The 25626-nt window shown below is 50.7% G+C and carries 28 protein-coding genes and 1 pseudogene; 1 reads left to right on the forward strand and 28 read right to left on the reverse strand.

Going from position 1 to position 25626, the window contains the following annotated elements:
• Window positions 1–15 precede the first annotated feature (15 nt).
• From J5069_RS08565 to J5069_RS08630, 14 genes and pseudogenes are all read right to left on the reverse strand, one after another.
• Window positions 16–2907 (reverse strand): annotated as a pseudogene (locus tag J5069_RS08565) (host specificity protein J); the annotation flags it as partial.
• Window positions 2908–2963: 56 nt separating this feature from the next.
• On the reverse strand, window positions 2964–3566 hold the full coding sequence (locus J5069_RS08570) for a tail assembly protein (RefSeq protein WP_264643410.1): 603 nt from the start codon (window positions 3564–3566) through the stop codon (window positions 2964–2966).
• Window positions 3550–4278, reverse strand: coding sequence for a C40 family peptidase (locus J5069_RS08575; protein ID WP_264643411.1), 729 nt, complete (start codon window positions 4276–4278; stop codon window positions 3550–3552). The genes J5069_RS08570 and J5069_RS08575 overlap by 17 nt, the downstream gene beginning before the upstream one ends.
• A 3-nt stretch (window positions 4279–4281) precedes the next feature.
• A complete protein-coding gene (locus J5069_RS08580; RefSeq protein WP_264643412.1) occupies window positions 4282–5034 on the reverse strand; it encodes a phage minor tail protein L in 753 nt (250 codons plus the stop codon).
• Window positions 5035–5083: 49 nt separating this feature from the next.
• Window positions 5084–5440 carry a phage tail protein gene (locus J5069_RS08585; protein WP_264643413.1) on the reverse strand — a complete coding sequence of 119 codons (357 nt, stop codon included), beginning with the start codon at window positions 5438–5440 and terminating at the stop codon, window positions 5084–5086.
• Entirely contained in the window at window positions 5441–8710 is a 3270-nt protein-coding gene (locus tag J5069_RS08590; RefSeq protein ID WP_264643414.1) for a phage tail tape measure protein, read from the reverse strand.
• A gap of 58 nt (window positions 8711–8768) precedes the next feature.
• Window positions 8769–9164 (reverse strand): hypothetical protein, encoded by a 396-nt coding sequence (locus tag J5069_RS08595; protein ID WP_264643415.1) that lies wholly within the window; start codon window positions 9162–9164, stop codon window positions 8769–8771.
• Window positions 9165–9222: 58 nt separating this feature from the next.
• A complete protein-coding gene (locus tag J5069_RS08600; protein ID WP_264643416.1) occupies window positions 9223–9510 on the reverse strand; it encodes a DUF4035 domain-containing protein in 288 nt (95 codons plus the stop codon).
• Window positions 9511–9521: 11 nt separating this feature from the next.
• Window positions 9522–9896 carry a phage tail assembly chaperone gene (locus J5069_RS08605; RefSeq protein ID WP_264643417.1) on the reverse strand — a complete coding sequence of 125 codons (375 nt, stop codon included), beginning with the start codon at window positions 9894–9896 and terminating at the stop codon, window positions 9522–9524.
• Window positions 9897–9913: 17 nt separating this feature from the next.
• Window positions 9914–10621 carry an immunoglobulin domain-containing protein gene (locus tag J5069_RS08610; protein ID WP_264643418.1) on the reverse strand — a complete coding sequence of 236 codons (708 nt, stop codon included), beginning with the start codon at window positions 10619–10621 and terminating at the stop codon, window positions 9914–9916.
• Window positions 10622–10679: 58 nt separating this feature from the next.
• A complete protein-coding gene (locus J5069_RS08615; RefSeq protein WP_264643419.1) occupies window positions 10680–11027 on the reverse strand; it encodes a DUF3168 domain-containing protein in 348 nt (115 codons plus the stop codon).
• The gene (locus J5069_RS08620) at window positions 11024–11473 is read right to left on the reverse strand and encodes an HK97-gp10 family putative phage morphogenesis protein (RefSeq protein ID WP_264643420.1); all 450 of its coding nucleotides are present in this window, start codon (window positions 11471–11473) and stop codon (window positions 11024–11026) included. The genes J5069_RS08615 and J5069_RS08620 overlap by 4 nt, the downstream gene beginning before the upstream one ends.
• Window positions 11466–11807, reverse strand: coding sequence for a phage head closure protein (locus J5069_RS08625; RefSeq protein ID WP_264643421.1), 342 nt, complete (start codon window positions 11805–11807; stop codon window positions 11466–11468). Before J5069_RS08625 ends, J5069_RS08620 begins: the two co-directional genes overlap by 8 nt.
• A gap of 6 nt (window positions 11808–11813) precedes the next feature.
• On the reverse strand, window positions 11814–12137 hold the full coding sequence (locus J5069_RS08630) for a head-tail connector protein (protein ID WP_264643422.1): 324 nt from the start codon (window positions 12135–12137) through the stop codon (window positions 11814–11816).
• Between the two features lie 176 nt (window positions 12138–12313).
• Here J5069_RS08630 and J5069_RS08640 point away from each other — a divergent pair, with 176 nt between their 5' ends.
• Entirely contained in the window at window positions 12314–12436 is a 123-nt protein-coding gene (locus J5069_RS08640; RefSeq protein WP_264643789.1) for a hypothetical protein, read from the forward strand.
• Between the two features lie 13 nt (window positions 12437–12449).
• Here the strand turns inward: J5069_RS08640 and J5069_RS08645 are convergent, their stop codons facing one another.
• From J5069_RS08645 to J5069_RS08710, 14 genes are all read right to left on the reverse strand, one after another.
• Window positions 12450–13667: a phage major capsid protein gene (locus J5069_RS08645; protein WP_264643423.1), complete on the reverse strand. Its 1218-nt coding sequence runs from the start codon at window positions 13665–13667 to the stop codon at window positions 12450–12452.
• Between the two features lie 12 nt (window positions 13668–13679).
• Window positions 13680–14537, reverse strand: coding sequence for a head maturation protease, ClpP-related (locus J5069_RS08650; RefSeq protein ID WP_264643424.1), 858 nt, complete (start codon window positions 14535–14537; stop codon window positions 13680–13682).
• 12 nt (window positions 14538–14549) lie between these two features.
• Window positions 14550–15854, reverse strand: a complete 1305-nt coding sequence (locus tag J5069_RS08655; protein ID WP_264643425.1) for a phage portal protein — start codon at window positions 15852–15854, stop codon at window positions 14550–14552.
• Window positions 15854–17596 carry a terminase large subunit gene (locus J5069_RS08660; RefSeq protein ID WP_264643426.1) on the reverse strand — a complete coding sequence of 581 codons (1743 nt, stop codon included), beginning with the start codon at window positions 17594–17596 and terminating at the stop codon, window positions 15854–15856. The genes J5069_RS08655 and J5069_RS08660 overlap by 1 nt, the downstream gene beginning before the upstream one ends.
• Complete coding sequence (locus tag J5069_RS08665) at window positions 17550–18014, reverse strand: phage terminase small subunit P27 family (RefSeq protein ID WP_264643427.1); 465 nt, start codon at window positions 18012–18014, stop codon at window positions 17550–17552. Before J5069_RS08665 ends, J5069_RS08660 begins: the two co-directional genes overlap by 47 nt.
• 150 nt (window positions 18015–18164) lie before the next feature.
• Window positions 18165–18494: an HNH endonuclease gene (locus tag J5069_RS08670; protein WP_264643428.1), complete on the reverse strand. Its 330-nt coding sequence runs from the start codon at window positions 18492–18494 to the stop codon at window positions 18165–18167.
• Window positions 18495–18519: 25 nt separating this feature from the next.
• Entirely contained in the window at window positions 18520–19056 is a 537-nt protein-coding gene (locus tag J5069_RS08675; protein WP_264643429.1) for a hypothetical protein, read from the reverse strand.
• Complete coding sequence (locus J5069_RS08680) at window positions 19029–19550, reverse strand: lysozyme (RefSeq protein WP_413542222.1); 522 nt, start codon at window positions 19548–19550, stop codon at window positions 19029–19031. The genes J5069_RS08675 and J5069_RS08680 overlap by 28 nt, the downstream gene beginning before the upstream one ends.
• Window positions 19550–19804, reverse strand: coding sequence for a phage holin family protein (locus J5069_RS08685; RefSeq protein ID WP_264643431.1), 255 nt, complete (start codon window positions 19802–19804; stop codon window positions 19550–19552). Before J5069_RS08685 ends, J5069_RS08680 begins: the two co-directional genes overlap by 1 nt.
• 59 nt (window positions 19805–19863) lie before the next feature.
• Window positions 19864–20919, reverse strand: a complete 1056-nt coding sequence (locus J5069_RS08690) for a DNA-methyltransferase (protein ID WP_264643432.1) — start codon at window positions 20917–20919, stop codon at window positions 19864–19866.
• A gap of 235 nt (window positions 20920–21154) precedes the next feature.
• Window positions 21155–21832 (reverse strand): bacteriophage antitermination protein Q, encoded by a 678-nt coding sequence (locus J5069_RS08695; protein WP_264643433.1) that lies wholly within the window; start codon window positions 21830–21832, stop codon window positions 21155–21157.
• Window positions 21829–22839: a DUF968 domain-containing protein gene (locus J5069_RS08700; protein ID WP_264643434.1), complete on the reverse strand. Its 1011-nt coding sequence runs from the start codon at window positions 22837–22839 to the stop codon at window positions 21829–21831. Before J5069_RS08700 ends, J5069_RS08695 begins: the two co-directional genes overlap by 4 nt.
• Window positions 22836–23807 (reverse strand): toprim domain-containing protein, encoded by a 972-nt coding sequence (locus tag J5069_RS08705; protein WP_264643435.1) that lies wholly within the window; start codon window positions 23805–23807, stop codon window positions 22836–22838. Before J5069_RS08705 ends, J5069_RS08700 begins: the two co-directional genes overlap by 4 nt.
• 172 nt (window positions 23808–23979) lie before the next feature.
• On the reverse strand, window positions 23980–25512 hold the full coding sequence (locus tag J5069_RS08710) for a DEAD/DEAH box helicase (RefSeq protein WP_264643436.1): 1533 nt from the start codon (window positions 25510–25512) through the stop codon (window positions 23980–23982).
• Window positions 25513–25626: the final 114 nt, after the last annotated feature.

The following is a 25626-nucleotide window of genomic DNA, read 5'->3' on the forward strand; positions in this document are numbered from 1 at the left end:
CTGTATTGATTCAGTTGTCGCCGATGTCAAATCAACAACAGTGGAATTAAGCTGTTGAAAATCGGCCTTAGTTTCGTCGGTTTCGGCCTTGAGCTGTGTCATTTCGATGGCCTGTGCGGATTGGTAATCCGCGAACGCCTGATCGATACGCACCGCATAGCCTCGTGTATCTTCGTTCTCGGCCTTGAGCTGCTGCAAACTGCTGGCCGTGGAATTCCGCTCGGTCACAATCACCTGGTCAACGCGGCGAATTTCCGCGATGCGGTCGCCCTGCTCCTTGCGCTGAACCATACTCTGAGCGCCGTTCATGATGGCATTATTGATGATGCCCAGCGCGAACGATTCACCGTCATCGGTCTTGAGGGTGTTGCTGATGTCTGACTGCAAATCTTCCACATCATCTTGCAGACGCTTGAACACTTCGGTTTGTGTTAATTCATCCAATACTACATCTGTGATAGCACTAACATCCGTACTCGACTCCCCGCGAATCCACCCCGTCCACGGCCCATGATTACCTGACTTATCAACGATACGGGCATTGTAATAAAATGCCTGACCAATACTGAGCCCCATTTGCTGATACGTGCGAGCGGGGTAAGCCACATCAGCCAGCAGCAACACATTCTGGCCATCGCTCGTCGGTGAATACAGAATCTCCGTTTTCAGGGTATCGTCTGTGTCAGCGGGGAAATTCCAGTCAAGCTGGATGCCAAAAACGAGCGGTGTTGTGACGAAGCTTGCTAGCGCAGGAGGGTTACCCTCTTTACCGTTAAGCCGTGTTTCCTGCGCGTTGGCCCACATGCTGGATATTTCTGCCGCATTAATAGCCCGGACGCGTGCCTGATACAACCCAGCGTAAATGCCGGATACTTCAAAGCCTAGCGCGGAAGTGCGCGGAGCATTTATCCAGTTACCATTATCACGCCGCCATTGAGCTTCATATGCGATCGCACTGTCAGCCCGATCCCACGTCACACGCAGTGTCGTAATATTTATGCCCTGTTCGACCGTGTTATAACTGCCAATTTCAACATTTGCAGGCGCGGGTTGCACTGACGGAGGAACAACACTGACAGGCCGCGATTCAATACGCGCGCCGTTATCAATCTTGTCCCATTTGTCCGGGTCATACTCGACGCCAGTGATATCGAATGACAGACCGCCATCAGCCTCAGCCACGCCAACGATACGGTATAGCTGTAAAGCCAGGTCAGTGGCATCTATCGCCCATACAGATTCTACAATTGGCGTTTCGCTATAGCCTGTTGTGACCGTAATGATTTTATCGTTTACCGCCTCAATGGTGCGCCCTTCTGCTTTCCCGCTCGGCAGATTGACAATCAAGCGCTCACCAACGGCAGCAGAAGAAACGCGATCGAGCGTGATGTTTCGCCCGTCAACCGCGCTGATGCGCCCCCCTAAAGGACGTCCTGCCAGTAACGAATCAGCCACCCCTACAATCGAACCAGGCACCGGAATATCGCCATCCAGCCCCATCGTGTACGCGATAGCCCGATCCGCATCATTGGTGTGCAAAATCCATTTACCACGGCGGATCGCCTCCGTCTGGCGAATACAACCAATCGCTGTGACTTCGGCCTGTTTGATTCCGTAACGTTTAACCAGCTTGTTATCATTGACGGCCTCAACAGCATCCTGATAACTATTTGCAGGATCGGACCAGGCCACCATAGCCTGGCTGTAATGCGTTTTCTCGCTGGCGTTGCTGTAGGTAAATTTCCCGTCTTTCACGTTGGCGCGCGTGACGATGTAATCAATATCACGAGGCATGTCAGCAATCACGTTCATCTGATTATTGCCCCAGAACGTAGCACCGCGAAAAATGGCGGCCAGATCGTTAAGCACCGTCCAGGCTTCTTCCTGCGACTGGATATACACATCGCATAAAAAACGTGGCTCCGTGCTGTCACCACCGCGGCCATCTGGCACTTGCTGATCGCAATACTGCGCAATCTGGTATAGCGTCCACTTCGAAACGGAGAGGTTTTCAGCTTTGATGCGGTTGCCAAGACCAAAGCGATCGCTGATCTGGATGTCGTAATACACCCAGGCAGGGTTATTGGTGAACGCCCATTTAAAGGTTCCGTCCCATGCCCCGCTGTAGGTACGGGCTAGCGGATCATAATTTGAGGGAACGCGGATAATGCGCCCATCGGCCTCACAGGAAATCACCGGGATATTCTGGAACTGCTTCGCATCAAACTGCACAAATAACAGTGCCGTTTCCGGGTAACGCAATTTCGCATCAATGATTTCCGTGATGGCATCAATAACCATTTTATCGGCAATGCGGTTACTCGTTGAATTGGGTGTAATGCGGCGCACGCGGATTTGCCAGCCAGTTGTTGCATCCGGCAAATCAATACGATGACTGCGCTCATATTTCGTTGTAGTTTTTCCGTCAACCGCTGTTTTCAGCAGTTCCTGATAGCTGCCACCATCCGTGGCCACGTCAATCGCGTACTCAATGCGATAACCGCCAACATCACCGTTATCGTACTGCTGCTGCAATGCAGACCAGGAGAAACGCAGACGCACAGCAGAAAGTTGAGTATTGGTGAGCGACCGCACCCAGGCTGTCTGGCTGGTTAATTCTGTGCTGACGGTAATTTCATTCTCAACACCAGGGAAGCCGGGGACGTAGGATTGATCGGGCGTGCCGGAACGAAACTCCCATGTCACCCCCGAAAAATTAGGATTGCCGTTAGCATCAGTGATCGGTGTACCGTCCAGAAAAACACGGGTGCCATCCAGCCCACCGCTAAACTCACCCTCCCCCAGCGCCAGCAGGAGTTTTGCGTAGGACGTAGACTGAATAGAATCCGGCGACTCAACCGGCGTCCGGGCATTGCCGCCGCCACCTTTGCGACCATGAATCGTCATGAGTACTCCAGAAACAAAAAAACCGCTAAGAGCGGCTTAATAAGTGAACGGAATGATTACTGCTGATCTTCTGCGTAAATTCCCGCAGAGATAATTGCGCCTCCGATTCGGCGACGTCCATACAGGATGGGCACAGGATTGCCCTGAGCGATGGAATTAACCGGTCCACCGAAAGCGTAGGAAGGTTTGTTATCAGGAGATTCCCGCACTGAAAGCCCTCCTTGCATCGGGGTGAGCATTTGAACTATCCCTCCAATCGCCATCGATATCCCTATCGCACCCACCAAATCGCTCGCCCACAATGCCGCGCCCCAAGGGGCAAAGGTTCCGATAGCCAGTAATGTGATACCGAGTATCGTTTGAAACACTCCCGCCTTCTTGCTCCCAATAATTACCGGAGCAATACGGATTTCATGACTGACATTAAAATCCAACTCATCACGAGTAAGATTCCGTTTACCGTCAAATACTGCGTAAGTTAACCCCCGCACCTTGCTTGTCAGCAGGAACTTTTCAAAACCGGGGATAATCACGCTCAGTGCTTTTATCGCTTCCTGACGACTTTCAACCGCCAGACGGTGCACGCGCCCGAACGTTGCGCCCAGAACGCCATAGAGGCGGATAGTTTTCAGGGGTTGATACTCAATCGCGACCGACATTAGCGCCTCCCGTATAACGCAGGCGGGTTATGGTTCTGTCCAACCAGTAGCCACCGTAGGGCGCTTTCTGGCTCAACTGGTTGTACATGTGATGGATCATTTCACCGTTACCGGAATAAACCCCGGCATGATTCGGTTCGCTGGCGCGCACTTGCATAATGATTACGTCACCGGGTTGTAACTCACCGCTGACAGCAGTAAACCCTGCTTCGGCGTAATGTTTCATATAAAGGTTTTCGCTGCGGTTCCACCATCCATCCGAGCGCTCAAAGTTGGGCAGCGTGATATCTCGTTCCAACTGATACCAGTCACGCACAATGGCGTAGCAATCCCAGATGCCATGCACAAAAGGACGCCCCAGCAACGGCCTGATACCCTCCGTAGGCATAATGGTGCGAATATCCCCCTCCGGCCAACTGGCGATAACCCACGGCAGTTGCGACACATCACATTCAGCCAGATCAACAGGGCTCGGTTGCGTGCTGGCATCCGGGTGACTATGGACAATGGCAACGATGGTCCCGCTATCCTCCGCCTCTGCGTAATCTTCCGGGTTCATGGTGAAATGCTCTTCCGGCTCCAACGCCTGATTGCGACAGCGTACGTAGCGCTGTTTCCTGCCGCTTTGCACAATCAACCCGCATGCCTCATACGGATGCACGTGCTCGGCGTGGGACAGTATTTCTGTAATGATTAATTTGCTGAGTTTCATTATTCACCTCTTAATCAGCGCAGAGCCGGGGAATCCGCCGAAGGGCAATTCAGCATCTTCACCAAAACGCGGTTTACAGCCGGTTGACAGCAACCCCGAGCATTCATCCAGCGCAGGATCGTCAACAGGATTGCCATCCGCATCAAAACAGGCAGTGCCGGTATAACCACATGACGCCCCCCGATACTGACCGCGCATACACCAGGTGCACAGGTTGTGTATCTGCCTTGTGGGGATCATGATGCCCTGCAGGTCTGCCGGTGATGACAATTTGAAGCTGACTGATTCGTCATCTTCTGCGGTTTTGCTGTCGATATACCAAACCTCTAACCGCTCCTGCGTTGGATCGGCATCGGCGTTACCTTCAGGATAATTTCGCGCATCAAGATAGTGCGCAAACGTGGTGTGAACCCGCACAGTAGCTTGCGCCAGATTCTGATAAGCCAGGCAGAGTGCGGTAATGGTGCCATCGATATTACCCACCGCCAGAGTGGGCGTAGGGGCGCTTCCATCGCTGGTCATTTCCAGCCCTTCAACCTGCGTAGGCCAGGCTTTGTATTCTTTGCCCTGCCACCAAATCGATTTGGCGAGTATCTTTGCTGCATCTTCACCCGCCGCCTCAATTTCCTCTGAGGTATGAGCGATAGCATGACTGTGAAAATACAATTCCGGGCCATCAAATGCAGTGCAATCCACTTCGAACAGGCGCACGCGATCGCCCGGCTCCAGTTTTTGGGAGTCCCTATTTAATGACATAAAAATCCCGTAATAAGGTATTTAGTCTTGATGAGATATTTAATGAGGTTTACGGATGGTAGGCAGTCACAAACGTTGCAGTGAGTTGAAAAACCTGATCGCCACGACTGTTTTTACCCATTGCGGTAACGTTAAATCCATCAGGGCAGCAGTACAGCCCTAACTCAGCGAGCGGGTTCACCCATCGAAACGGCATATACCCCTTGTGACGACGCAGAAATGCAATAATTGGCTGAATACTGTCATCATCGCCAACAAACGTTAACGGCCAGCTTTGTGACTCGCCGTTAATCCCATCGCCTGCCCGCTGCGTGTAACCGTCACCGAACTGTATCGATCGGGTTCGCTGTGTAAATGCCCCCTCTGGATTGACGCGGGGACAAAAACCGAATGTTTCGATAGCCAATTATCGTCCTCCAGAGATAGCACGGTTAATGGCTCCACCTTGAGATAAATCGCGATCACGCAATCTCTTGTATTCGCGTTGGATTATCTGCGTAAACTCACGAGCAAAATCCTGATTACCATTCCCCGCAACAGATGTTGTACCGTTTTCATTAATGGTCACGTAAACATCCCCTCCGTTATTCGTTGCCTGAACACCAGGCATGATCGCCCTGACACCGAGCGATCCATTTGCAGCACGAGTGAGTGGCATTATGGCCTCTGGCCCAGCCTCACCAAACACCCCTGCACCTTTCGCAAAAGCAAACAACTGAGGTGTACTGTACACACCTCCGCTGTATGCGCTCAGCGATGGTGACTGATAAACACCGCCCTGAGCATTGAACGAAAGATTATTGTATGCGCCAGTGGTAAAAGCGTTGCTTGAGGCTGTTGCTGCACCGGAAAACGCAGATGCGCCAGCACTAAACAAGCTACCAAAAACACCACTGGCAGAACTGGCTGCATTTGCCACGGCCATGTTAACCAGCACGTTCTGGATGATCTTAAGGACACTAACGCCCCAATCTTTCCAGCTATTTTTATTACCGTTGAGCATTTCAGTGATTGAGCCCACCGCCCCACTCATCGCGGTCTTCATCCCTTGAGATGCCTGGGTAGCGTAATCGGTAGCATCGTCAGCCCAATCAGCAAAACCGTCGCTCATACCTCCCATCCAGTTATTGCGCTGGTCATCCAGTGAGGTGTAATACCCCTGTTGATCACTCAGACGTTTATCCAGATAGCGCTTATTCAGGGCAATGGCTCGATTGAAAAACTCATCATCTATTTCACCAGCCTGATGCTGACGCCGTAGCTCATCATCTTTCTGGATAAACTCGCGGCGGATGCTGATCATTTCCTGCATACGCTCACGAACACGAGAGCCCTCACCGAAACCAACAAGATTAGCGTCATTAGCCGCTTTGGCGTTGGCATTGGAATCAATAAGCCCGTTCTCATATTCAGTCGCCTTTTTCCGTATTTCAGCCTGATCAATCAACGCTGCATTGCGTAAAAGCTCCTGTTTTTGAATGCTGGAAAGGGTCGATAATTCACCTTGAGAGGTTTGATACCTGATTTTTGCTAACTCAGTATTTGAGCTACCCAGTGCAAGTTGCTCACGCTGTTGTTTAATCAGGCGATCATAGGTATCAACTGCCTTTTCTTCGTCAGTCTTTGGTCCCTTCTTCTTCGGTTTATTGGCTTCATTTTGTCTGAAGGTAGTCTCAGCATCACTAATATATTTTTGACGCCACCCTGAAGGGAGATTTAGATCGTCAGCCTCAAATTCTGCTTGCCTGCGAGCTCTTTCTAAATCTTTAAGTCCTGACAAAATTCGATCACGTTGTTGCTTAGTGATTGCGGACTGCTGTTTATCATCCAGTGTTGAAAGAACAGGACCAGCATATTGAGGCTGTGAAAACATTACAGTTTGCCGAGTAACCCGATTTAACCTTTCGTACATGTCCGCCAGAGAATTCACAGCCCCCGACATTTCAACCATCTTGTTGATTGCCTGGTCTTGTAATTTCCTCTGATTCGCTATCGTGTTATTCAGTAATTTTTGGGTAGCGTCTAAGTCTCTTGTTGCTTTATCGAGTGTTCTTTGTGCTTCTGCGGCCTTAACTGCATACCCACCGCCATCCCCCCCCACCAATCCTCTGATGAGTGAGTTATATTTTTCCAACTCAGCTGCTGCTGATTCCTGAGATTTTTTTAAATCATCTACGCGCTTTTTCAGGGCGGTAATTGAATCACTAGAATCCGCGATAGCTCCGCCAAGCTGCGCCATGTTCATTTCTTTAGATTTAGCAACAATACCATCAAGTGTGCTGGCGTACTGTATCGCTGATTGTCGTGCTTGCTCTTGCTGTTGATAAACGGCATACCATGCAGTGGCGCCAAGCATAACCATGCCAGGTATACCACCCAGCATTCCGCCGAGAGACTTTAGGCCGCCCAGCGCCAGATTTGATGTCGATGCCAACCTATTAACAGATGCTTCAGACACAGCCACTGCACGGTTTGAATTAATCAATGCAGCATTGGCCGCAATCATTGCGCTACGCTTTGCAGTTAAATTCTGAGTGGCGATCATTGAAGCATTAGAACCTTTCGCCACATTAGTTTCGGCTAGAGCTAGATTGTAAGCCGATACTGCCGCTTCCGCGTCTGCCACAGCTTTTCTCTGTACCATTTGTGCAGCATTAAGTTGTGCTGCAGCATTACTGATCTGCTCTTTTCTATTCCTGATGATCTCTGCAGTAGCATTGGACGCACCGGAAGCCATATTGCCAAAATACCGAGCGGCACCTACAGCCACCAGCACCCCGGCAGCAGTAGCAACTTCGTTAATATTGTCAGCTAACGAATCCAGCGTTCCCGATAAGGTAGCTGTCACGCCGGACGTCTGATTAACTCCGCCGACCCATTGCTGGAAAGCATTTTGCACCTTCGTTACCGAGCCGCCAACGGTAGCAGGCATGGCCTCAAACTCTTTTTGCATCGCCCCAAGCTGGCTGATTAATGCAGGAACTACCTTATCAGCAGTAAGTTTCCCGTCATCAGCCATGGCCTTGAGGTCTTTACGCGCAACTCCCATTCCTGCCGCCAGCGCACGGATAACCCGATCACCATTTTCGTTTACAGAGTTGAACTCTTCCCCGCGCAGGACACCCTGTGCTAATGCCTGGCTAAATTGGGTAATAACAGAACTGGATTCCTGAACACCCGCGCCAGAAAGTTTCAGGCCGGTAGCCAATGCTTCAGTGACTTTTAGTGCATCTTGCGATGAGTAACCGTATTCACGCAGTGAAGCGGCCGAGCGGGCAAATAGTCCGGCATTATCTGCAAATGCCGTTCCTGTGCGCTGACTCAGCGCCATCAACGCAGCCTGATTACTGGTGAAGTCTTGCGTAGATATCGACGCCTGTTTCAGCCGGGCATTAATCATGTTCCACTGATCGGCCAAATTAATAAGATTTCCGGTTGCAAATGCACCCGCCAGCGCACCAGTCATTCCTATCGCCGTAGACTTTACAGAGGCAAGCTGGGCATTCACTTCCGCTAGCGCACGGCGACTTTCACGAGAAGCTGCCGCAGCCTGCCGCCCCCCGTTTTGCATGGTCCGGTGATAATCAGCACCCATGCGTGAGGCGCGGGCGATCTCTGACTGAAATGATTGCGAGTTGGCTGAAATCTTAATGATCAACTCGCGCAGCGTTGCCATATCATTTTCTCCGGGCAATAAAAAACCCCGAAACGGGGCTTTGAATGTTTAACTTAGTTTAGTTCAGCAATATCTTGGGCGCTGATGAGCCACATAATTTATTCCATTGACTATCAAACTCTTCATCACCTTCAAAGGAGACTCCTCCTTGAGATGGTATTGCAATAAATCTCTTTTCGCCCGTATATCCACCATAGCTATTTTTTGCATTCACTTTTCCGCATGCTATTTCAGATGAATCGCCACTAGGAAAGACAACACCAAATATTGCAGAATCAGGGTCTTTTAAATTGCGAGAAACAAATTTCTTTGCTCTTTGAACTAATGTGTTATCAATATTTACTGCTGTAATAGTGGTTTTTTCATCATCAGGTTTCTTTTCATAAAATTTGAAGTAAGCAAAAACACTAATAATGATTAGCACAATAAAGATACACCACCAATATTTACTCACAGGACTTACCCCTTAATGTCAAGTTGATTTAACTTAACATTAACGATGTCAAAGATCACTACATAGCAGCCTGAGAAAGAAATGCCTCAAGATTGCCAAACGGATCGGCGTCCTCTTCTTCCTTGCCTGACCAGTCAAGCATAGCGTCAGTAAGTGGCACTTTTACACCCTGAGCGCCATATACTGCACTGACGATCTGCGCCGTTTGAATATCTCCCCGAGCATCACTGATTGGGGAAAGTTTGTCGTACTCAATCCACATCATCAGCTCGCTGGCTGTCATTGTCTGACGCATTTCTGACAGCGTGCGCCCCAACCGGAGCGCCAGCGCCATCAGAAACTGCATGCCAGGTTGAGTTACTTTTTTTTTGCTATCTCCGCGTCGTTGATGATGTCCAGCGCCTGGCGCAGCAAGCGACTATGAACAGGACCATAAACGCTTTCCACCTCTTTGAGGTTATCGACTGAAAACACAGGTTCACCATCTTCATCACGCAGAATATCGATAAACAGCGTTGCATCTGCATGAAGATTACGGCGGACGCGTTCAGATACAGATAATGATTCTCTGTCATCGTTGGTTTTTACCGCGTCTTGCCAGCGCAGCCACGCCTCTGCACTTGGCTCTCGCAGGGTGACTTTCACCCCTTCCCACTCTGGAACCTCGATAGCCTTTGTGAGAAAGCCAGCACCAGGAGCCAGCGCCAGAGATTTAATGCTTTTCTTTGCCATGCGTTTGTTGCTCCGGGTTAGCTGATGGTGACGGTGCAAGATGCGGATGTGATCGTAACCGGCGAGGGTGCCGAATCCGTAACCTCACAGGTATAAACTCCCGCATCACCTGATTCAGCAGTCGCCTTATTGAATGATGCGGATATGCGGCCACTGATTGCGGAACCATCTTTCAGCCATTTGTAAGAATATGGAGCGATACCACCGCTGGCCGCAACGGCCATCGTCAATGCAGCACCCTCTGCCACAGTTTTTGTCGCAGGAAGATTAGTTGTTAACACCAATGGCCCAGGCACAATGTTTGTAGGCTTGCCTTTAAGTCGCAGAGAGAACGTTGCAGCCACCGCGCTGTTAGTGGTAGCAGACCATGTGTGCTGCCGTACCTCTGACAAAAATTGGAAACCGTTACCGGACGGGAAAATGACCTGGAAGGCATAGCGCGTGTCATTGTCATATGCATCGCGCAGAGCATCTTGCGCCGCATTGCGGTAAAAATTACCAGACAATGAAATTTCAGATGGTGCAGGAAGGCCATTGATGTTCTCGGTCTCATCTGAACATAACGCGGTCACATCAATATCGTTCTTCTGCCCTGCGGTGAACTGGATTTCTTTGATAGTGCAACTCAGTTCCAGGAACGTGGCTGTATTAATCCCCTCCAGCGTTGTTGGCGCTGATGAGATTCTGATTACCGTTTTTTGTGACTTTTCATAAAGCGCGGTCATGGACGTCTCCAAATAAAAAACCCGCTCAATGGCGGGTCAGGATAGGGTTGGTATGGGGTTAGTCGATAAACTGTAGTTCTGCTGTCGCGCGGTATAACCCGGTATCGGGATCATACCCAGGCGTCAACATCTGATTACCAGGTGCAAGTGGCGACAATGCCGCGATCACTTCTCCACAAATATTACGGGCGGCTGCGATTGACGCCGCATACACATCAAACTGAACGGACGATGCGGTTTCTGCCGGGCCACACAGCACATCAGCGGATGATTGCGACACAAACGAGAACACCACCCACGGCGGCGAAATCGCTGGCTCACCCTCGCTATTCAGCGGAATGATGTACGGATAAACATTACCATTTGCTATCCCAGCTATCAGTGGATGGATATCGGTTTCTGTCATTTACTCAGCACCTCGTCAATCGCACGGTTTGCCCGAGCAATGGCAGCGTTGGCGGCTTCCTCCTGCCTTGTGTCAAACGCGGGGCGAACAAAAGGATGCGCAGGCATATTCACCGTACCCATTTCGACAAAGCGCCAGTAAAAGGCATTGCGGGGGTTTTTCGCCTTCATGGTGTTATCGCTGTTACCCGTTCGGGGATTCACACCGCGAATATGCACGCCGGAAGAGATTTCTCCCTTTCGCCGTGATTTCTGCGTAACCACCACAACGTTTTTGCGCATTTTCCCAGTGCGAACGGGAGCGCGATCGATAACCTCATCTTTCAACACCTCAGCACCGGCGCGAGTGGCATCGCGCAGCACCTTGTTGTTTTCTGCCCGACTCAGCTTTTCCAAATCCCTGGCAATGTCATTCAGGCCGGAGAAATCAAGACCAAAATCAATCACGCTTCACCCCCTGCTTGCACAATATTTCCAGTCGAGTGCATTTACCGTCTGGGATAGGTGGGCCGATAATGTCCAGCGTTAAGCCTTTAAAGGGTCCGTTCAGGGCCAGTAACCGTGACGCCGCAGAGACATCTGACCGATAACGCATCCACACACGGATTGTCGCCTCGGCAGATACCGCACCAGAAGCCACCAACTCACGCCCGCTTATGGGTGCAACCTCGGCCCACGCAGTAGCAGCATCGAACCACGTCTTGATGGGTTGCCCACTATCATCGCGGGTTGTTGTGAAGTTCTGGATGGTGACGCGGTGGCGTAGTCGCCCTATTCTCATAACGCCTCACAGACCGTAAATACGGTAGGGTTGCAATAGTGATTCGACAGCAAAGGGAAGAGGTTGCACCGATAGGCCAATGACAACCGCTTCCCGGTTTTCATACCAATGACCAATTAACAGCAGCATGGCAACCTGAACATCTTCCGTCAGCAGGAGTCGATCTTCATCCTCTGCATACCCCTCAACATCTTCATTTTCGTAGAGCTTACGGCGGGTATATGTCTGAACACGTTTTCCTGCCGCAAGGATATAAGCATTAAGCAGAGTGTCTTCATCACTGCCAGTTTCGACACGGCAATGCGCTTTAACCAGGTCGATATCCAGCATGACGGCCCCTTATTTTTTCGCCTTTTTGGGCTGTGTTCCGGCTGTTCCGGCTGTTCCGGCTGTTCCGGCTGTTCCGGCTGTTCCGGCTGTTCCGGCTGTTCCGGCTGTTCCGGCTGTTCCGCAGGATTATCCACAACGATTTCTTTTGCATAGCCCTTTTTAAGTAATTCCCGACCATGCTGTTCCCGTGTTTCAAACTCTACGCCCTCAACAACGACTACACCGCCGTGGTAAATGGGTTTGGTGGCAATAAGTTTCATGATGACTCCAAAGAAAAAGCGGCCATCAAGCCGCTATAAAGAAATGGCATAATTAGCCACCGTTTCCAGCAGGTACGGTGAACGAACCATAGACAAAGGCTTCAGGGCGTTTAACCGCCAGCGCCAGGCGCTCTTCGCAGCGAATGGTGATCATGTTCTTTTCAAAGTCGTCGGCGTTCTCGGTAGAGATAACCACATTGGTTTCCTCACGATCGAACACCTGAGCACCTGCACTAAATGCACCTGTCAGGAATTTTCCCTGGAATGCGGCAGCTTCGGTAGCAACAACCGGAAGTCCCCACAGCGTTGGTCCAGTCAGTGCCGCAGGGTTAGCCAGGATGTAGCGCCCCTGCGTATCCTTGGTCAGTTCAATCTTCGCCCAGTCAATGAAGTGCAGAACGTGACCAGATGCCGGGAAGCGAGCCAACTGGGCCTGCAACATCGCCAGACGTAGATCGTCAATCCCGTTTTGCTTTTCTACCTGAAAAGCAGCGCTGTAAGCTGATGCCTGTGGGATAATGCCTTCAAGATGCACCCCAGTACCATCACCGAACAGAATTTCCTGCTCTTCCACATATTTAAGCCCATAACGCATTTCAGCATCGACTTGAGACTGTAACTGAGCAAAGTCATCCAGAATCTGTTTTGATGCTTTAAACAGATGCGCAATGGTTCGTACCGGGGTGATTTTTTCTTCGAACTCAATGTCGCTGTAGGGCTTCTTTGTGTTTTCCGCTACAACCGCTGCATTGTTGGTGAAACCGGTCTGTTGTACCCAGTAAATGGTGTTCGAACCCGTTGTGCCTGGCGCAATCAGATCGCGAATAAAAAGGCGTTGTTTGGGTGCAGTATCAATCCCAGGCAGACGATCCGGCGCAACAATATTCCCCGGAACATCGCTGGAAATCATCGCCGCCTTCACAGGAATAGAGATACGTTTACTGGCAGCCACACTGGCTGCAAAAGTTTTCAGGGCTTCAGCAGAAATCACCTGCTGGCCAATAGACTCAATAACCTGTTTCGCATTTGCCAGCGGCATTTGTGCCACATGCTGCTCCAACTCGCCCAGTGCCGCTTTAAGCGTTTTTTCAGCAGAGACCAATGCATTAAATTCAGACGCCATCTTGTCAACAGCCGCTTTCGTCTCTTCAGACAATTGGCCTGATTTTTTCGCTTCACCCAGGGCTTCCTCTGCCTTGGCATTAAACTTTCCGGTTGCCTCTTCAATGCTGGCAGTGACTTTTTTCAGAATTTCGTTTACTTCGGACATAATTGCTCCAGATTATTTGCGCGCCGATACCAGGCTGCTTAATGCAGCATTCAGTTCAGCAAGAGTTTCAGGTTTGATTTCACTGGCAGCGCTCGGCGTGCCTTCATGTTCTGGAGTAGCGCCAGGCGTACCCCCGGTTAACGATTTGATGAGCCGACGACGCTCTGAGCGAGGTGTATTGGATTTAGCCAGCAGCGCATCCAATTTGCGGAGCGCAGCCGCAGGAGAATCATCGCCGTCAGATACGGCATCAGCTGAAAGCAGACTATCTGCAAGTCCCTTCTCTACGGCATCGCTACCACCGATATAGCTTTCCGCATCCATCAACTTTGCTACGGTGTCAACATCCAGACTGGAGCGCGCCGCATAAATATCTGCCATTGCGCTGTCAAATGGCTTCAGGTAGTCGGCCAACTCGGCAAAATCATGGCGATTACCCATCGCGACGATCCAGCAGTTGTGGATCATGAAAAAGGCTCCACGCCCTATCTGAATCTCATCACCAGCCATCGCAATAACAGAGGCTGCGCTGGCTGCGATACCCAGCACTTTCACCGTGACTTTTCCTTCGTACTCACGCAGCAGGTTATAAATCGCCAAACCTTCAAACATATCCCCACCAGGGGAATTAATGTTTACGGTGACATCAGCGCCATTCATCGATCGTAATGCACCGGCAATGCGTTTTGCTGTAACACCTTCATCCCAATAATCACGCCCGATCACATCAAAAACAGAAATGGTGTTATCGTCACTCGCCGCCGCCCGAATGCCACCATTCCAGCGCTCAAGGGCTGAGGGCAATGGCTCGCAGGTAATCCCCGCGCAGGGGCGACCCACCGGCGCTGCCGGAAGTTGTTTTTTTGTCATGGGGAAAAGCTCCTACGCAGCCTGTTTCAGGGGCGATTGTTCGAAAGGAATATCAGGAAATACATGGCTATGAAGTTGCCGCAGTGCCAGCGCCTGCGCCGCCAGATTCCCGTTCTTCAAATCTTCCAGCGGAGTCAGGTTCAGTTGCACAGTGAAGATATCTCCACCTTCAATCGGGGGAAGGTTTTCGAGACGACGCACGTCATTTCGGGACATCCAACCATTCTGTAGCGCGCTTGTATAATACGCAGCACGTCCGGCACTATCAGCCCGTAACAGACCTTCAACAGAGAACTCTGCAAACAAGTCCTCATCACCCATCAGCAGGCAGCGGGCAATTTCTTGCTCAATATTAACGAGCAGGGGGCGCAGGGTATGCGTGAGAAACAGCAGGTTCATTCCTTCCAGACTGGACGCCCAACTGCTTTGTTTGGTGACATGCCCAACCATAAAAGGCGGTACGCGGAACCAGCGGCAAATCTCTTCAATGCTGAAAGATCGACTTTCCAGAAGTTGGGCTGCCTCCGGGTTCATCGTGACATTCTGGTAAGTCAGTTCATTTTCCAGAACCATCAATTTCCCGGCATTTTTCGAACCGATGAAACTGTTTAAACTTTTACGTAATCGTTCACGCTGATCTGGAGTCAATGCTGATTTCGAAGAAAGGAACCCCGTACTTTGCAGACCATTTTCGAAAATTTTCGCGGCTGCCTCATCCACTGACATCGCGGCACCGAAAACATCTACCCCTGCCATCGTCGGCATCATGCCGCAAACACCATCCAGACCGAACCCGCGAATATGCATCAGGCGATCAGGAGAAATGTCCCTCTTTTTGCCGTTCTCGGTATAGGTATACTGCAAGCGGCCGTTATCGAGCCGCTTTACCACCATGTTCTGGGGTAATAGCGGGATCAGCGAAACCAGTTTGGTTCCGATGAAAAGCTTCTCAACGAAAGCGTTACCGCGTAAACAAACGCTGGCCACCACCAGTAGCATAAACCGGGATGGCGTCATTTCCGGATTCGGACGACGACATAGCACCTGATAGGCCGCATTATTCTGAGCAAGTTTTCGCGAGCCGTCCGGCTGTCGCTCATAAACTTTCAGTGGCAATGTTGAAACGGACTCGCTCAATAGCCTGACACATGCCCATGCAGCAGACAGCCTCATGATTTTGTCTGCCGTAACTGTTTTACCACTACTGCTCGTGCCAAACCATTCACGCCAGAATGTCCCGTTAGTCAGACTAATGGGTACGCCGAGCCAATTTAAAAGGGCGCTTTTTACGCGCCCCGGTTGTTTGTTCTTAGCCATCAGATACCCACTATTATCGGATCATCAAAAAAGCCCTCAACATCCCCCTCTTCGGGAACGAACCCTTCCGCAGCACCGATAGCCATCGCAGATGCGACCACCCCGTCAATACGCCCGGTACTCTTCTTTTTGGCAAAGATACGGTTTTCTTTCTGGTCAGCCTCTGTCACAGCAGAAGCTGCATTCCAGCGCAGGCAGGGATTTGCACTGATGATAATTTCCTGATCGTCCAGTAATTGCTCAAATAACTCTATCGAGTGTGGCATCCACAACCCGGAGTCCTGCGCTTTGTAATAGCCTTGTCCGTGAGGAATAAGCGGGATGGAAACGTCAGCCTCTTCCAGTTCGGGCTCAAGGTACTTGATGCGGTACTGGTCAAATGCCACCGCCCGGATAAAGAACTGCTGAGAAAGGTCAGCCATTCTTTGTGCGACAAATCCATACTTCACCGCCTTGCCTGGTGTGGTATGGATGAATCCTTTACGCTCCCACGCGTCATAGGGAACACGATCCGTTTTGGCGCGTTCTGCCAAGGTCTCTTTTGGCGTCCAGAATTCGACCAGTAACTTACGCTGTTTGGGGAAAAATAATGCTAATGCGGTCAGGTCTCGCGTTCCTGAAAGGTCTAGTCCGCCAAAACACTCTTCACCTTTTAATTCTTCGGGATCAAAATTATTCTCACAGCCCATCCAGACATCACTGCTCATCCACGGGTTGGCAGCATCAACCCATTGGCAGAAATTAAGCCGTCTGACGATACTCTCTTTCGCAGGCATGCCACGAGCCTGGGTAACCTGTTCCCGTAAATAGCGCTCGTTGAAAGTATGCCCCAGAGACGGATTTGCCTTTTTCCAGCAACCCTCATCCTTAAAAGGGTCTTCGCCTTCATCCAAAGAACAAATGAACGAAAAAAAGCTGTCGTCTTCCAGCGAACCTTCGGCAACCTTACGCCCGTACTCGTGATAATCGTAACAAACGCTGGTTTTGTCATGGCCGCTGTTGGTTATCATGAAAATCAACGCCTGCCGCCGACCTTTCGTACCGGCACGCATCATCTCGACAACCTGGTTACTTTTGTGCTCGTGAATTTCGTCAATCAGCGCACAATGTGGGCGTGGACCAGACTGCCCGTCATCTGAACTTATAGGCCGGAAAAAAGAGCCTGTTTGTAAAAAAGCCAGATTCCATTCTTTCCCTGCACCACCGGATTTGTGTATGCGTTGTGACATTGCTGGAGACTGGTCAACCATCGCCACGGCGTCACGAAAAAGGATCATTGCCTGGTCTTTTTTCGTTGCAGCCGCATACACTTCTGCACGAGGCTCTTTATCAGCGACCAAACAGTACAGCGCGATGCCCGCAGCCAGCGGCGATTTACCAGAGCCTTTCCCTGATTCAACATACACCATGCGATATCGGCGATAACTGTCCGAGTTTTTCCACCCGAAGATCGAACCAACGACAAAATATTGCCACGGCAACAAAATGAAGGGCTTTCCCTCATGCTCACCGCCGTTGAGCTTCAGCACCTTTGCGAAAAAATCTATCGCGCGCTGAGCGGCCTCAGCATCCCAGACTAGCGAACGGGCATGGCAAGAACCCAGATCGGAAAGGTGACGCTTGCAGGAATTTCGAATATCTGGCCCAGCAATTTCTTTACCGGATGTTACGTCCTGCGCGTACTGAGTGACAGGATCAAGCAAAGTACTTTTCGAGCGGGTCGTCTTCTTTTTTTCCACCATCAACATGTACCTTAGACCGCGCCGCAGGCGTCAGACCAAACTCCACCAAATAACTCTTGAACCTGCGATCGGCATCGGCCAGCATGGCAACTGCCGGGTTAGCCTTGATAAGAAACCCACCCTCCGTTTGGACGGTATACGTCCTGCCTTCATCGGTGATGGTATTGCGCAGTTGCAGAATGTCGGCATAGATGTCACACAAACGTTCTAGCGCAAAAACATCTGCTGTCGTTAAAACCCCCATGCCATCGAGAAGCACGGTCATACGCCCCCAGGCCGTTTTCCCCCAATCAGTAAGGTGCGCAGGAGGGCTGGGAATTTCGCGTAATGGTTGTGGCTCTTTATCATTGAGTTTGCGTTTGCCCGGATTGCCGGTCACCACTTTGAGGTGGGTCGGTTTCGGGCGTCGTCCTGCCATCGGAACCTCCCAGAAAAAAACTTTTCATTTCGCGGTTGTGCACAAAAAGGAGGGCGGTCGGTATTCAATAGGTAAGCTCCTGAACTTTCGACCCGCCCTCCCCGCACGGTGTTGATAATCATTATCAATAGCAGTTATTGATATTCATTCTCATTTAAACCAATGTGAATTAGCATCAAGCGGCAGACCATCCTCTGTGCATCCGATGACCTTTCCACTCTTCTCCATGCGCTGTTTGGTTGAGTTATGATGTGGATTACACAGCCCTTGCCAGTTCTTTCGGTCCCAGAATAAATGTTGAGCAACCGCCATATCCTCTGGGGTTTTGGCTTCATGCATCTTGTGAGGCTTGATGTGGTCAACAACAACAGCAGGCTCATACCTGCCAGCCTCAAGGCACATGGCACAAAGAGGATTAGCCCGGAGATATTCAAGTCGTGAGCGCTGCCATTTGCTACCGTAGGGTTTCAGTTTTGGCATGGTTCAATCCAAATAGAAATCATCTCTAATGTGAGGCTCGCGTTAATTCTGCTTCTCGTATCCCTGCCAGTTGGCTGTTAGCTAGGTCAATCGCAGTCAGTAGCGGGTCAATCCAGTAAACGGCCTGCGCGTATGTCAGTCGGCAGGCGGTGGCAATGGGGCTAACACTGATTGGGTCAGACTTGCCGGTAACGGCGTGCATGGCGCTGGCACGTATATCGTTCGTGTAGTCGAGCAACCGGCTAGCAACATCATCAGGCACGCACTGGCGGCCAGCCGGATCACGTTTGATGATGGTGCGGTAGACAATCTGCTTTTCATCGGATTGGGCCTTAATGTTGGTGCCGTACTGATTAGCCTGGCGTGCTATTTCATTGAAGCGTTGAAACTGGAAAGCCTGACCAGCGATTACGGCCTGTTGACCAGCGTTGATAGCGTCAGATGCCTTCTTGCCGCGTTCTGCTACATCAGCATCCCAGCGTAAGCCCTGCACGTACCAACCGATGGCTATCCCTGCCAGCAGCGCAAGAACCGTTATTTTCCAGCCTGAGAGGATAGACATAACGACCGCTCCTTATCGCGTCGAGCAACAAGTCCTGGAAGTTTCTTCTCGCCGCTATACACCCAGCGAGGAAACTGCTCACACGCAGCCACAATGTTTCCAGCACGGAATAACTGAAACATGGTTGAAGCCTGAATCTTTGGGCAGCCAGCATTAAAGGCAATGCTCACTGCTGCGCTGAATGAGTTATCTGGCAACCTCTTTCCAGCGGCGTATTTATCAACGCAGCTTTCAGCCTCAAGGATGTTTTTTTGCCAGTCAGCGGCAATCTGCTGGTCCGTCTTACGGGTGCCATCAACGACGCCATGCGTATTGCCAATGCCATCTGTCAAAATGCCTGCCGGACATACATAGGGGTCACGGCGGCATGATTCGGCATTGCCGATAAGCTCCAATCCAGCCTGATTGGTTCGCACCTGGCCGTTGTTCATCACAATGCCGATGATGACGCTGACAGAGCACACCACACCTGCTGCAATTTTTCTTTTGCTCATCATGCACCGCCTCGCTCTCTCAACTGATATTCCTTTCTGCGGTAGTACCAGTTGATAGCAAAAGTGCCGATAGTGCAGGCCATGCCGACGATGATCGCCCAATCACCAAGAGTTAACCCGGCCATTTTGTCGGCAAGCAGCCATACACTTTCTTTTGTGGCTTGAGCGTAGGCTCTGGCAGACGCACCCAGTCCAATTAGCCCCGTTCCGCTTCCGTATGAAAGCCTGCTGTAGATAGTGCTCATTCGTGTCATAGCCTCACCTCCCAACAGGGATGGCGCTGTGTGATTTACAGGAAATAAAAACCCCGGCGTTAGCCAGGGTCTGTTTTTAATGCTTCAACTTCATTTTTCGTTTGGCGGTATCGCTCTTCTTCAAACTCAACGCCAAGTGCATGGCGCCCTAACTTAATCGCGGCTTTGATCGTTGCCCCTGAGCCCATGAAGAAATCAGCCACCACATCACCGGGACGGCTACTGGCTGCAATAATGTCGCGCATCATTTCAGCGGGCTTTTCGCAGGGATGTTTGCCTGGGTAGAATTGCACAGGCGGATAAGTCCACACATCGGTGTATGGCACCAGTGCGGATACCGTGAACGGACGGCGCAGGTTTTCATATTCTGCCACCAGCTCGGAATATCGGCGTGACAGCGTAGTGTAATCATCCACCAGCGCATGATGCTGTTTATCAAGACCGCTTGGTTTCGAGCGTTCGGCAGCAATGCGATGAAATAGAGCCTGTAATTTCTGATAATCCGCTTCGCTGGGTAGTTGCCATTGGCTATCACTGAACCAGTGCGATGCCATCTGCTTACCCGTCGCTGCATTGATATCCTTTGATGACACTTTCAGCGCTGCTCGTGCATCCCGAAAGTAATCAATCAGGGGGCGTAGTACATCGCGCTTCAACTCACTGCATTTAGCCGCGTAACCATCATTTTTCGGTTTATACGGACCTGCGTAATGTTCAGCAAAGATGATCCTTTCTGTCGCTGGGAAGTAAGCCCGTAAATCTTCCTTACAACACCCTTTCCACTGACCGCTCGGTTTTGCCCAAATGATATGGTTTCTAACGTTGAACCGCTCTCGCATGAGTAGCTCAATGTTTGCTGCAAGATGCCAGCCGCAGAACACATACAGGCTCCCAGCTGGCTTCAATACCCGCCAGAATTCCGCAAACATTATGTCAAGCCAGGCAAGATACTCCTGTGATGATTTCCACTGGTTATCCCAAGCGTTCGATTTAACCCGGTAATACGGTGGGTCAGTGGCTATCAGGTCAATGCAGTTATCCGGCAGGGTTTTGATGAATTGCAGTGAGTCTGCATGAAAAATATTAATACTGTTTAAATTCACAGTGTTTTGCATGGATCAATCAGCGTCCTTTTGATAGGCTCACTGTGCTTTGTGCACTAAAGCGTGGGCCTCGGTTCGCTTGTGATCTCTCCGTATGAGCGAATGACCGGGTTTGTGCTGCCAACACACTCCCGGTCGCCCATTTCTCACAGCAACAAAAAAGCCCACTCAATGGTGGGCTTTCGAATTTATGGCAACATATCAAATACACTGTAAATATAGCCAATATTGTTCGGTTTTGCAATGATTATGTCGCCAAATGTACCGAACGTGATTCACTTCTCATTGTTTTCACCGTAAGTAATGCAGAACTATCCAGGCTGGCTACGCAAGCAATTAAACCCAGCCAATGGTGACGATAGTTTTCCGACCACGTTGATTTACTGACACCTGATAATTCGGCCAGCTCACTATCGTTGTATTTGCGCAACACCTCAACAAACCCGCATGTTGCCGCATAGCTCTGAACCGCCAACCAAACCAGCGATTCAATACGGCGGCGCGCTTTCTCTGTGGTGCGCTTTCCTGTCAATGTTGCGCGGTATTCGTTCCAAACATTCTGGCAAATCATCACCTGATAGTCGTAATTCAGATCATACCCATAGCAGTATCGTATCCATGCCTCTTGATGGGGTTCCAGATGCCCTAAAGCTCTACGCCATGATGCAGTGCCGTATGTGATAGGGTCTATCGGAGGCATTGGCTTTCTTCTGCTGCGTGTTTCTGTACAGTGCATAGCGTCAGTTGCAGCACAAACGTTCCGGCCCTCAAGCTGAACTATACGAAGGCGCTTGCGGGGATGTGCTGTTGTTCGTGTCATCGCTGAACCGTTCAAAGCATCAAGTTGCCCTTTACCGCTTCTGCGGTCAGCAAGCGCCGTACTGACACAGCCACGTAGGTATTCAATATATTGCTGGTTCATCATGCCACCTTCCGCTCAATAACGATTGCGCCAATGCCCAGCGCCCAATCAAGGAAATGAAATAACAGCTCGACCTGGCTACCGTGTTCCTCTTCCCAGGCGTTTCTGTCTTTGTGTATCGCGTCATGACAGTGACGGCATACAGGGATAACGAAGAAATCATGCGCTTTGGTTCCCATGCCACCCTGCCCATGCCCGATGATGTGGTGAGGGTCGTCCGATGGATTACCACAACCGCAGCACTTCTGCGTTTTTACCCAGCGGGTCCATTTTTCACATTCCCAGCGTTTCAGTTTTGGGCGCAGCATGAAGCCTGCGGCGGGCTCGTTATCAATAGCCAGCTTGAGAATGGGTTTGATTTTCTCGACCTTGCTGTCGATGATTTCGTTTGCTGGGGTGTGTACTTCCCATGTAATGTCACACTCACGTTGTGGGCCGTGAGCCTCTGTGACAACGGGCATGCGTAGGGTTACATGAAGTGCATCACGTGGGAGTAAATCGGAAACATTGTGCAGCACTGACCACCAGCAAATTTCCGGTTCTGTCAGCAGGTGAGTTTCAGGGAAGAAAAACCAATAGCAGGCTGAACGAACAACATACTCGGCGATATTTCGTGCTACGTGGCCTCGAAGCACATCAGGATTTTCACGCAACTCATTGTCATGGTGCCAGCATAACCGAATTGCGCCTTGCTCAGTTTCAAGAATTACAGACTGCTCATGATGATAGTCACCTTCCCATTGGCACCCTACGCCCTGCTTCAGCCATGCCACCAGCGCGTTTTTACCACCAGTAGCATTTAAAACGCGTTCATGTGTCAGGAATCCCATCCACTTATCGTTAATCAATGGCTGCTCTGTATGCAACACCCCAGATGGCCGGTCTTTCATGGTAGAGGGCGCAGGGCTGACAACAATAGGTTGGCGGAACATACCTAACTTATCCCGACCAGGACGCAGTATCACTTGCCCCAACTCAGGGACAACCACGCCGGAAAGCAGCATTTTCATTGCACACCGTCCTTATTGCCTGTCCACTCATACACTTCACGCCCTTCTGTCAGCAGGTCATTAAAATCACCGCTTTTGGGCCAGCGTATCGAAACGGTTTTCAGGTCGTTTTTTGCCAGCAGGTTGGCATTGGCGCACATAAAGGCGGCTGCGTGTCCGGCAAGGTTCTTATCTGCATCAGCAAAAATAATCAGGTGTTCAACACCGCGTGGGGCGCGGAATTTCTTCATAAACGAAGTATTCAGCGTGGCCCATGTATTACAGCCGGTGATTTGATGGCATGACAGCGCTGTTTCTATGCCCTCAGCGATGCCGAGCGTGGTCGAAACCGGAAACATGCGAATAGCCACAGAACCGGCATGTTCAAGGTAGGTTTCTTCTTGCAGCTTGGTCAGTTTCTTTTGTGCTCCCGCTACGTCAGCCTTTTTATCGCCATCCAGTAACGTGCGGTGCAGGTAGCACAATGCTCCTTTGTCGTCGGTTGCTAGCGAGTAAATAGCCTGGTACATACCGCCGTTGGCCCGTTGTTTGTCACAGAAGCGTACAGCCTCTTGCGGAAGGGAGTTTATGCCACGGCGTTTTAAATAACGGTCTGCCCCCGTTCCGCGCAGGGTCTGTAGTGTCGGAAATTTGCGGGTTAACTTTTCACGGTGCGCCATAGCCGCTGATTTTGGTGCCGGGGCTTGCGCTTCATCACGAACGTAAACATTACCGATAAGGCGATCGACTTCAGGGGCCAGTGTCGCAAAGTCTTTTCCCGTGGATTTTATCAGTAATGACCAGCCATCACCGGAACCACAGACACACACCCAGGTGCCAGCCCCGTTCTGATCATCAATGCGCAGTTTCCCACGCTTACCACACATTGGGCATTCGCCTTTGAAGTGGTTTTTACCCGTGACTGGCGGTAGCCCGTAATATTCCAGAATCTGAGGCCAGTGCCCGAGAGCGGCTTGTGTTGTTTTCATACTGCTTTCCTTCTCGCTGCCACTTGAGCCTTAACCACCGACATATGGGCGACAACCTCACAAGTTGGCATGTGTATTTCTTTAAGCCTGGCGAGGTCTATGAATACAGGACCGTTATAGCCACTGGCCCGGATGTATGCGGTAATAACCTGCGCGTCATTAACGTCAACCTTCATGCTGCGTTCCTCTGTGCTTTTTCCTGCTGCTTGGCATATGCAATACGCAGCGATTTGATGTAGTTCATTACCTCGGGTGTGGTTTCCTGCGGCGTGCGGTGCAACCCTTTGGGCCATACGCCAAACTTCTTGCGGTAGGTGTGAGAGCACCAGCCTTCGCTTACTGGTTTGCCCTGTGCGCTACGGGTGCGTTGATAGAAAAGAATTTGTGACCACCACGATTGCTTCATCGCGGCGGTGTGCTTTTCTTTGGCCTTGCTGACTTTGGTTAACCCGCGACTTCTGTCGGTTTCAACATCTTCACCAGCCAGCGGTTTGAAGCCGCATTTAGGGCAAATGTAGATTCCGGCAGGCTTCACAAAATGGCAGGAGGGGCATTCTTTCGGCAGACGTTCTACCGGATCGGGTTTTGCGGTGTTGGCAGGGGCATTTTCCATGCCGTCAGAGCTGGATAGCAGGCCGTCATACTCAATATCATCGGGATAACCCAGTTTGTGAACGGTGCCGGAGTGATCGAATATCAGGCAGAAATCTTTTCCAGCGGCTTCGCGTAAACCACGGCCAAGACACTGAATCCAGCGAGTTTCTGATTTTGTCGGACGGGCGTAAATGATGCAGCGCACATCACTGTCAAACCCGGCAACCAGTACCCCCACGTTGACAATGATTTTTGTGATGCCTTGCTCAAAGCGGCGTATGGTCAGTTGGCGCTCATCATGTAGCGTTTTCGCCGTCATGATTTCAGCCGACACACCCAGGCGATTGAATTCAATTGCGACGAAATTGGCGTGGGCCACATCAACGCAAAAACACACCGTCTGGCGGTTTTGGCCGTTCTCCAGCCAGTTCTGAACGATATCCCCGACCAGCTTGGCTTCGCTCATTACCCGCGACAATTGGGTTTCGTTGTAGTCAGCGCCGTAATCGCTATTATCTACCGTTTTAACGCTGCTCAGGTCTGGCGTTGATGGGGCGTAAAATTCGTATTTGCTCAAAGCACCAATGGCGATTAGTTCTTTCATCGTCGTCGGCTTAATCAGGCGCTGATAATAATTACCTAACCATTTTGGAAATGGCGTACCAGACAGACCAATCACCTTTACGTTGGTGTTGGCGATCAGGTGTTTGATGAATTCCAGAATCTTTTTGCGCTTAAGATGGGCTTCATCGATAAACAGCAGGTCGATGTTGTCAGGCAATTGACGACGAATCAGCGTATCAGCGGACGCTATCTGAATCAGACGCGTCGGGTCATAGGCCGGATGGTCACGCCATACATAACCAATTTCCTCGGCAGGCAGGCCGTATTCAACAAAACGGGCGGAAGTCTGGTCTAACAGCACGGTGTAAGGGGCCACAAACATTACGCGCATGTTGCGGGAAATTAGACCGTCAGTGATGAACGCTGCAAGGCCTGTTTTGCCGCTACCCACCGGGCTATAAATCATAAAACTGGCATAAGACTTCCAGTTCTGACGCAGTGCGTTCAGTCCCCGTCCCTGCGCTAAATTTGGCGTAATGTTCAGCATCTCGTTTCCTCAATCACCACTACTGTATAAATTTCCACATTTCGGCAATTCAAAGATCGATCTCTGTAAGATCACCTCTGTTGGTAGTGCCTCTCCTGCCCCCACACCCCACCC

It is taken from the genome of Candidatus Symbiopectobacterium sp. NZEC127, assembly GCF_025962675.1.
Classification (GTDB): Bacteria; Pseudomonadota; Gammaproteobacteria; order Enterobacterales; family Enterobacteriaceae; genus Symbiopectobacterium.

Bases quoted from the DNA above. Each gene is read 5' to 3' on its own strand.
- J5069_RS08670 (WP_264643428.1), bottom strand. From the start codon at position 18,494: ATGCCAAAACTGAAACCCTACGGTAGCAAATGGCAGCGCTCACGACTT.
- J5069_RS08705 (WP_264643435.1), bottom strand. From the start codon at position 23,807: ATGAAAACAACACAAGCCGCTCTCGGGCACTGGCCTCAGATTCTGGAA.
- J5069_RS08610 (WP_264643418.1), bottom strand. From the start codon at position 10,621: ATGACCGCGCTTTATGAAAAGTCACAAAAAACGGTAATCAGAATCTCA.
- J5069_RS08660 (WP_264643426.1), bottom strand. From the start codon at position 17,596: ATGGTGGAAAAAAAGAAGACGACCCGCTCGAAAAGTACTTTGCTTGAT.
- J5069_RS08575 (WP_264643411.1), bottom strand. From the start codon at position 4,278: ATGAAACTCAGCAAATTAATCATTACAGAAATACTGTCCCACGCCGAG.
- J5069_RS08590 (WP_264643414.1), bottom strand. From the start codon at position 8,710: ATGGCAACGCTGCGCGAGTTGATCATTAAGATTTCAGCCAACTCGCAA.
- J5069_RS08640 (WP_264643789.1), top strand. From the start codon at position 12,314: ATGCTGTTCCCGTGTTTCAAACTCTACGCCCTCAACAACGACTACACC.
- J5069_RS08650 (WP_264643424.1), bottom strand. From the start codon at position 14,537: ATGACAAAAAAACAACTTCCGGCAGCGCCGGTGGGTCGCCCCTGCGCG.
- J5069_RS08605 (WP_264643417.1), bottom strand. From the start codon at position 9,896: ATGGCAAAGAAAAGCATTAAATCTCTGGCGCTGGCTCCTGGTGCTGGC.
- J5069_RS08580 (WP_264643412.1), bottom strand. From the start codon at position 5,034: ATGTCATTAAATAGGGACTCCCAAAAACTGGAGCCGGGCGATCGCGTG.
- J5069_RS08630 (WP_264643422.1), bottom strand. From the start codon at position 12,137: ATGCTGGATATCGACCTGGTTAAAGCGCATTGCCGTGTCGAAACTGGC.
- J5069_RS08615 (WP_264643419.1), bottom strand. From the start codon at position 11,027: ATGACAGAAACCGATATCCATCCACTGATAGCTGGGATAGCAAATGGT.
- J5069_RS08655 (WP_264643425.1), bottom strand. From the start codon at position 15,854: ATGGCTAAGAACAAACAACCGGGGCGCGTAAAAAGCGCCCTTTTAAAT.
- J5069_RS08680 (WP_413542222.1), bottom strand. From the start codon at position 19,550: ATGAGCAAAAGAAAAATTGCAGCAGGTGTGGTGTGCTCTGTCAGCGTC.
- J5069_RS08700 (WP_264643434.1), bottom strand. From the start codon at position 22,839: ATGAAAATGCTGCTTTCCGGCGTGGTTGTCCCTGAGTTGGGGCAAGTG.
- J5069_RS08645 (WP_264643423.1), bottom strand. From the start codon at position 13,667: ATGTCCGAAGTAAACGAAATTCTGAAAAAAGTCACTGCCAGCATTGAA.
- J5069_RS08600 (WP_264643416.1), bottom strand. From the start codon at position 9,510: ATGCAGTTTCTGATGGCGCTGGCGCTCCGGTTGGGGCGCACGCTGTCA.
- J5069_RS08685 (WP_264643431.1), bottom strand. From the start codon at position 19,804: ATGACACGAATGAGCACTATCTACAGCAGGCTTTCATACGGAAGCGGA.
- J5069_RS08675 (WP_264643429.1), bottom strand. From the start codon at position 19,056: ATGTCTATCCTCTCAGGCTGGAAAATAACGGTTCTTGCGCTGCTGGCA.
- J5069_RS08625 (WP_264643421.1), bottom strand. From the start codon at position 11,807: ATGAGAATAGGGCGACTACGCCACCGCGTCACCATCCAGAACTTCACA.
- J5069_RS08570 (WP_264643410.1), bottom strand. From the start codon at position 3,566: ATGTCGGTCGCGATTGAGTATCAACCCCTGAAAACTATCCGCCTCTAT.
- J5069_RS08710 (WP_264643436.1), bottom strand. From the start codon at position 25,512: ATGCTGAACATTACGCCAAATTTAGCGCAGGGACGGGGACTGAACGCA.
- J5069_RS08690 (WP_264643432.1), bottom strand. From the start codon at position 20,919: ATGCAAAACACTGTGAATTTAAACAGTATTAATATTTTTCATGCAGAC.
- J5069_RS08695 (WP_264643433.1), bottom strand. From the start codon at position 21,832: ATGATGAACCAGCAATATATTGAATACCTACGTGGCTGTGTCAGTACG.
- J5069_RS08665 (WP_264643427.1), bottom strand. From the start codon at position 18,014: ATGGCAGGACGACGCCCGAAACCGACCCACCTCAAAGTGGTGACCGGC.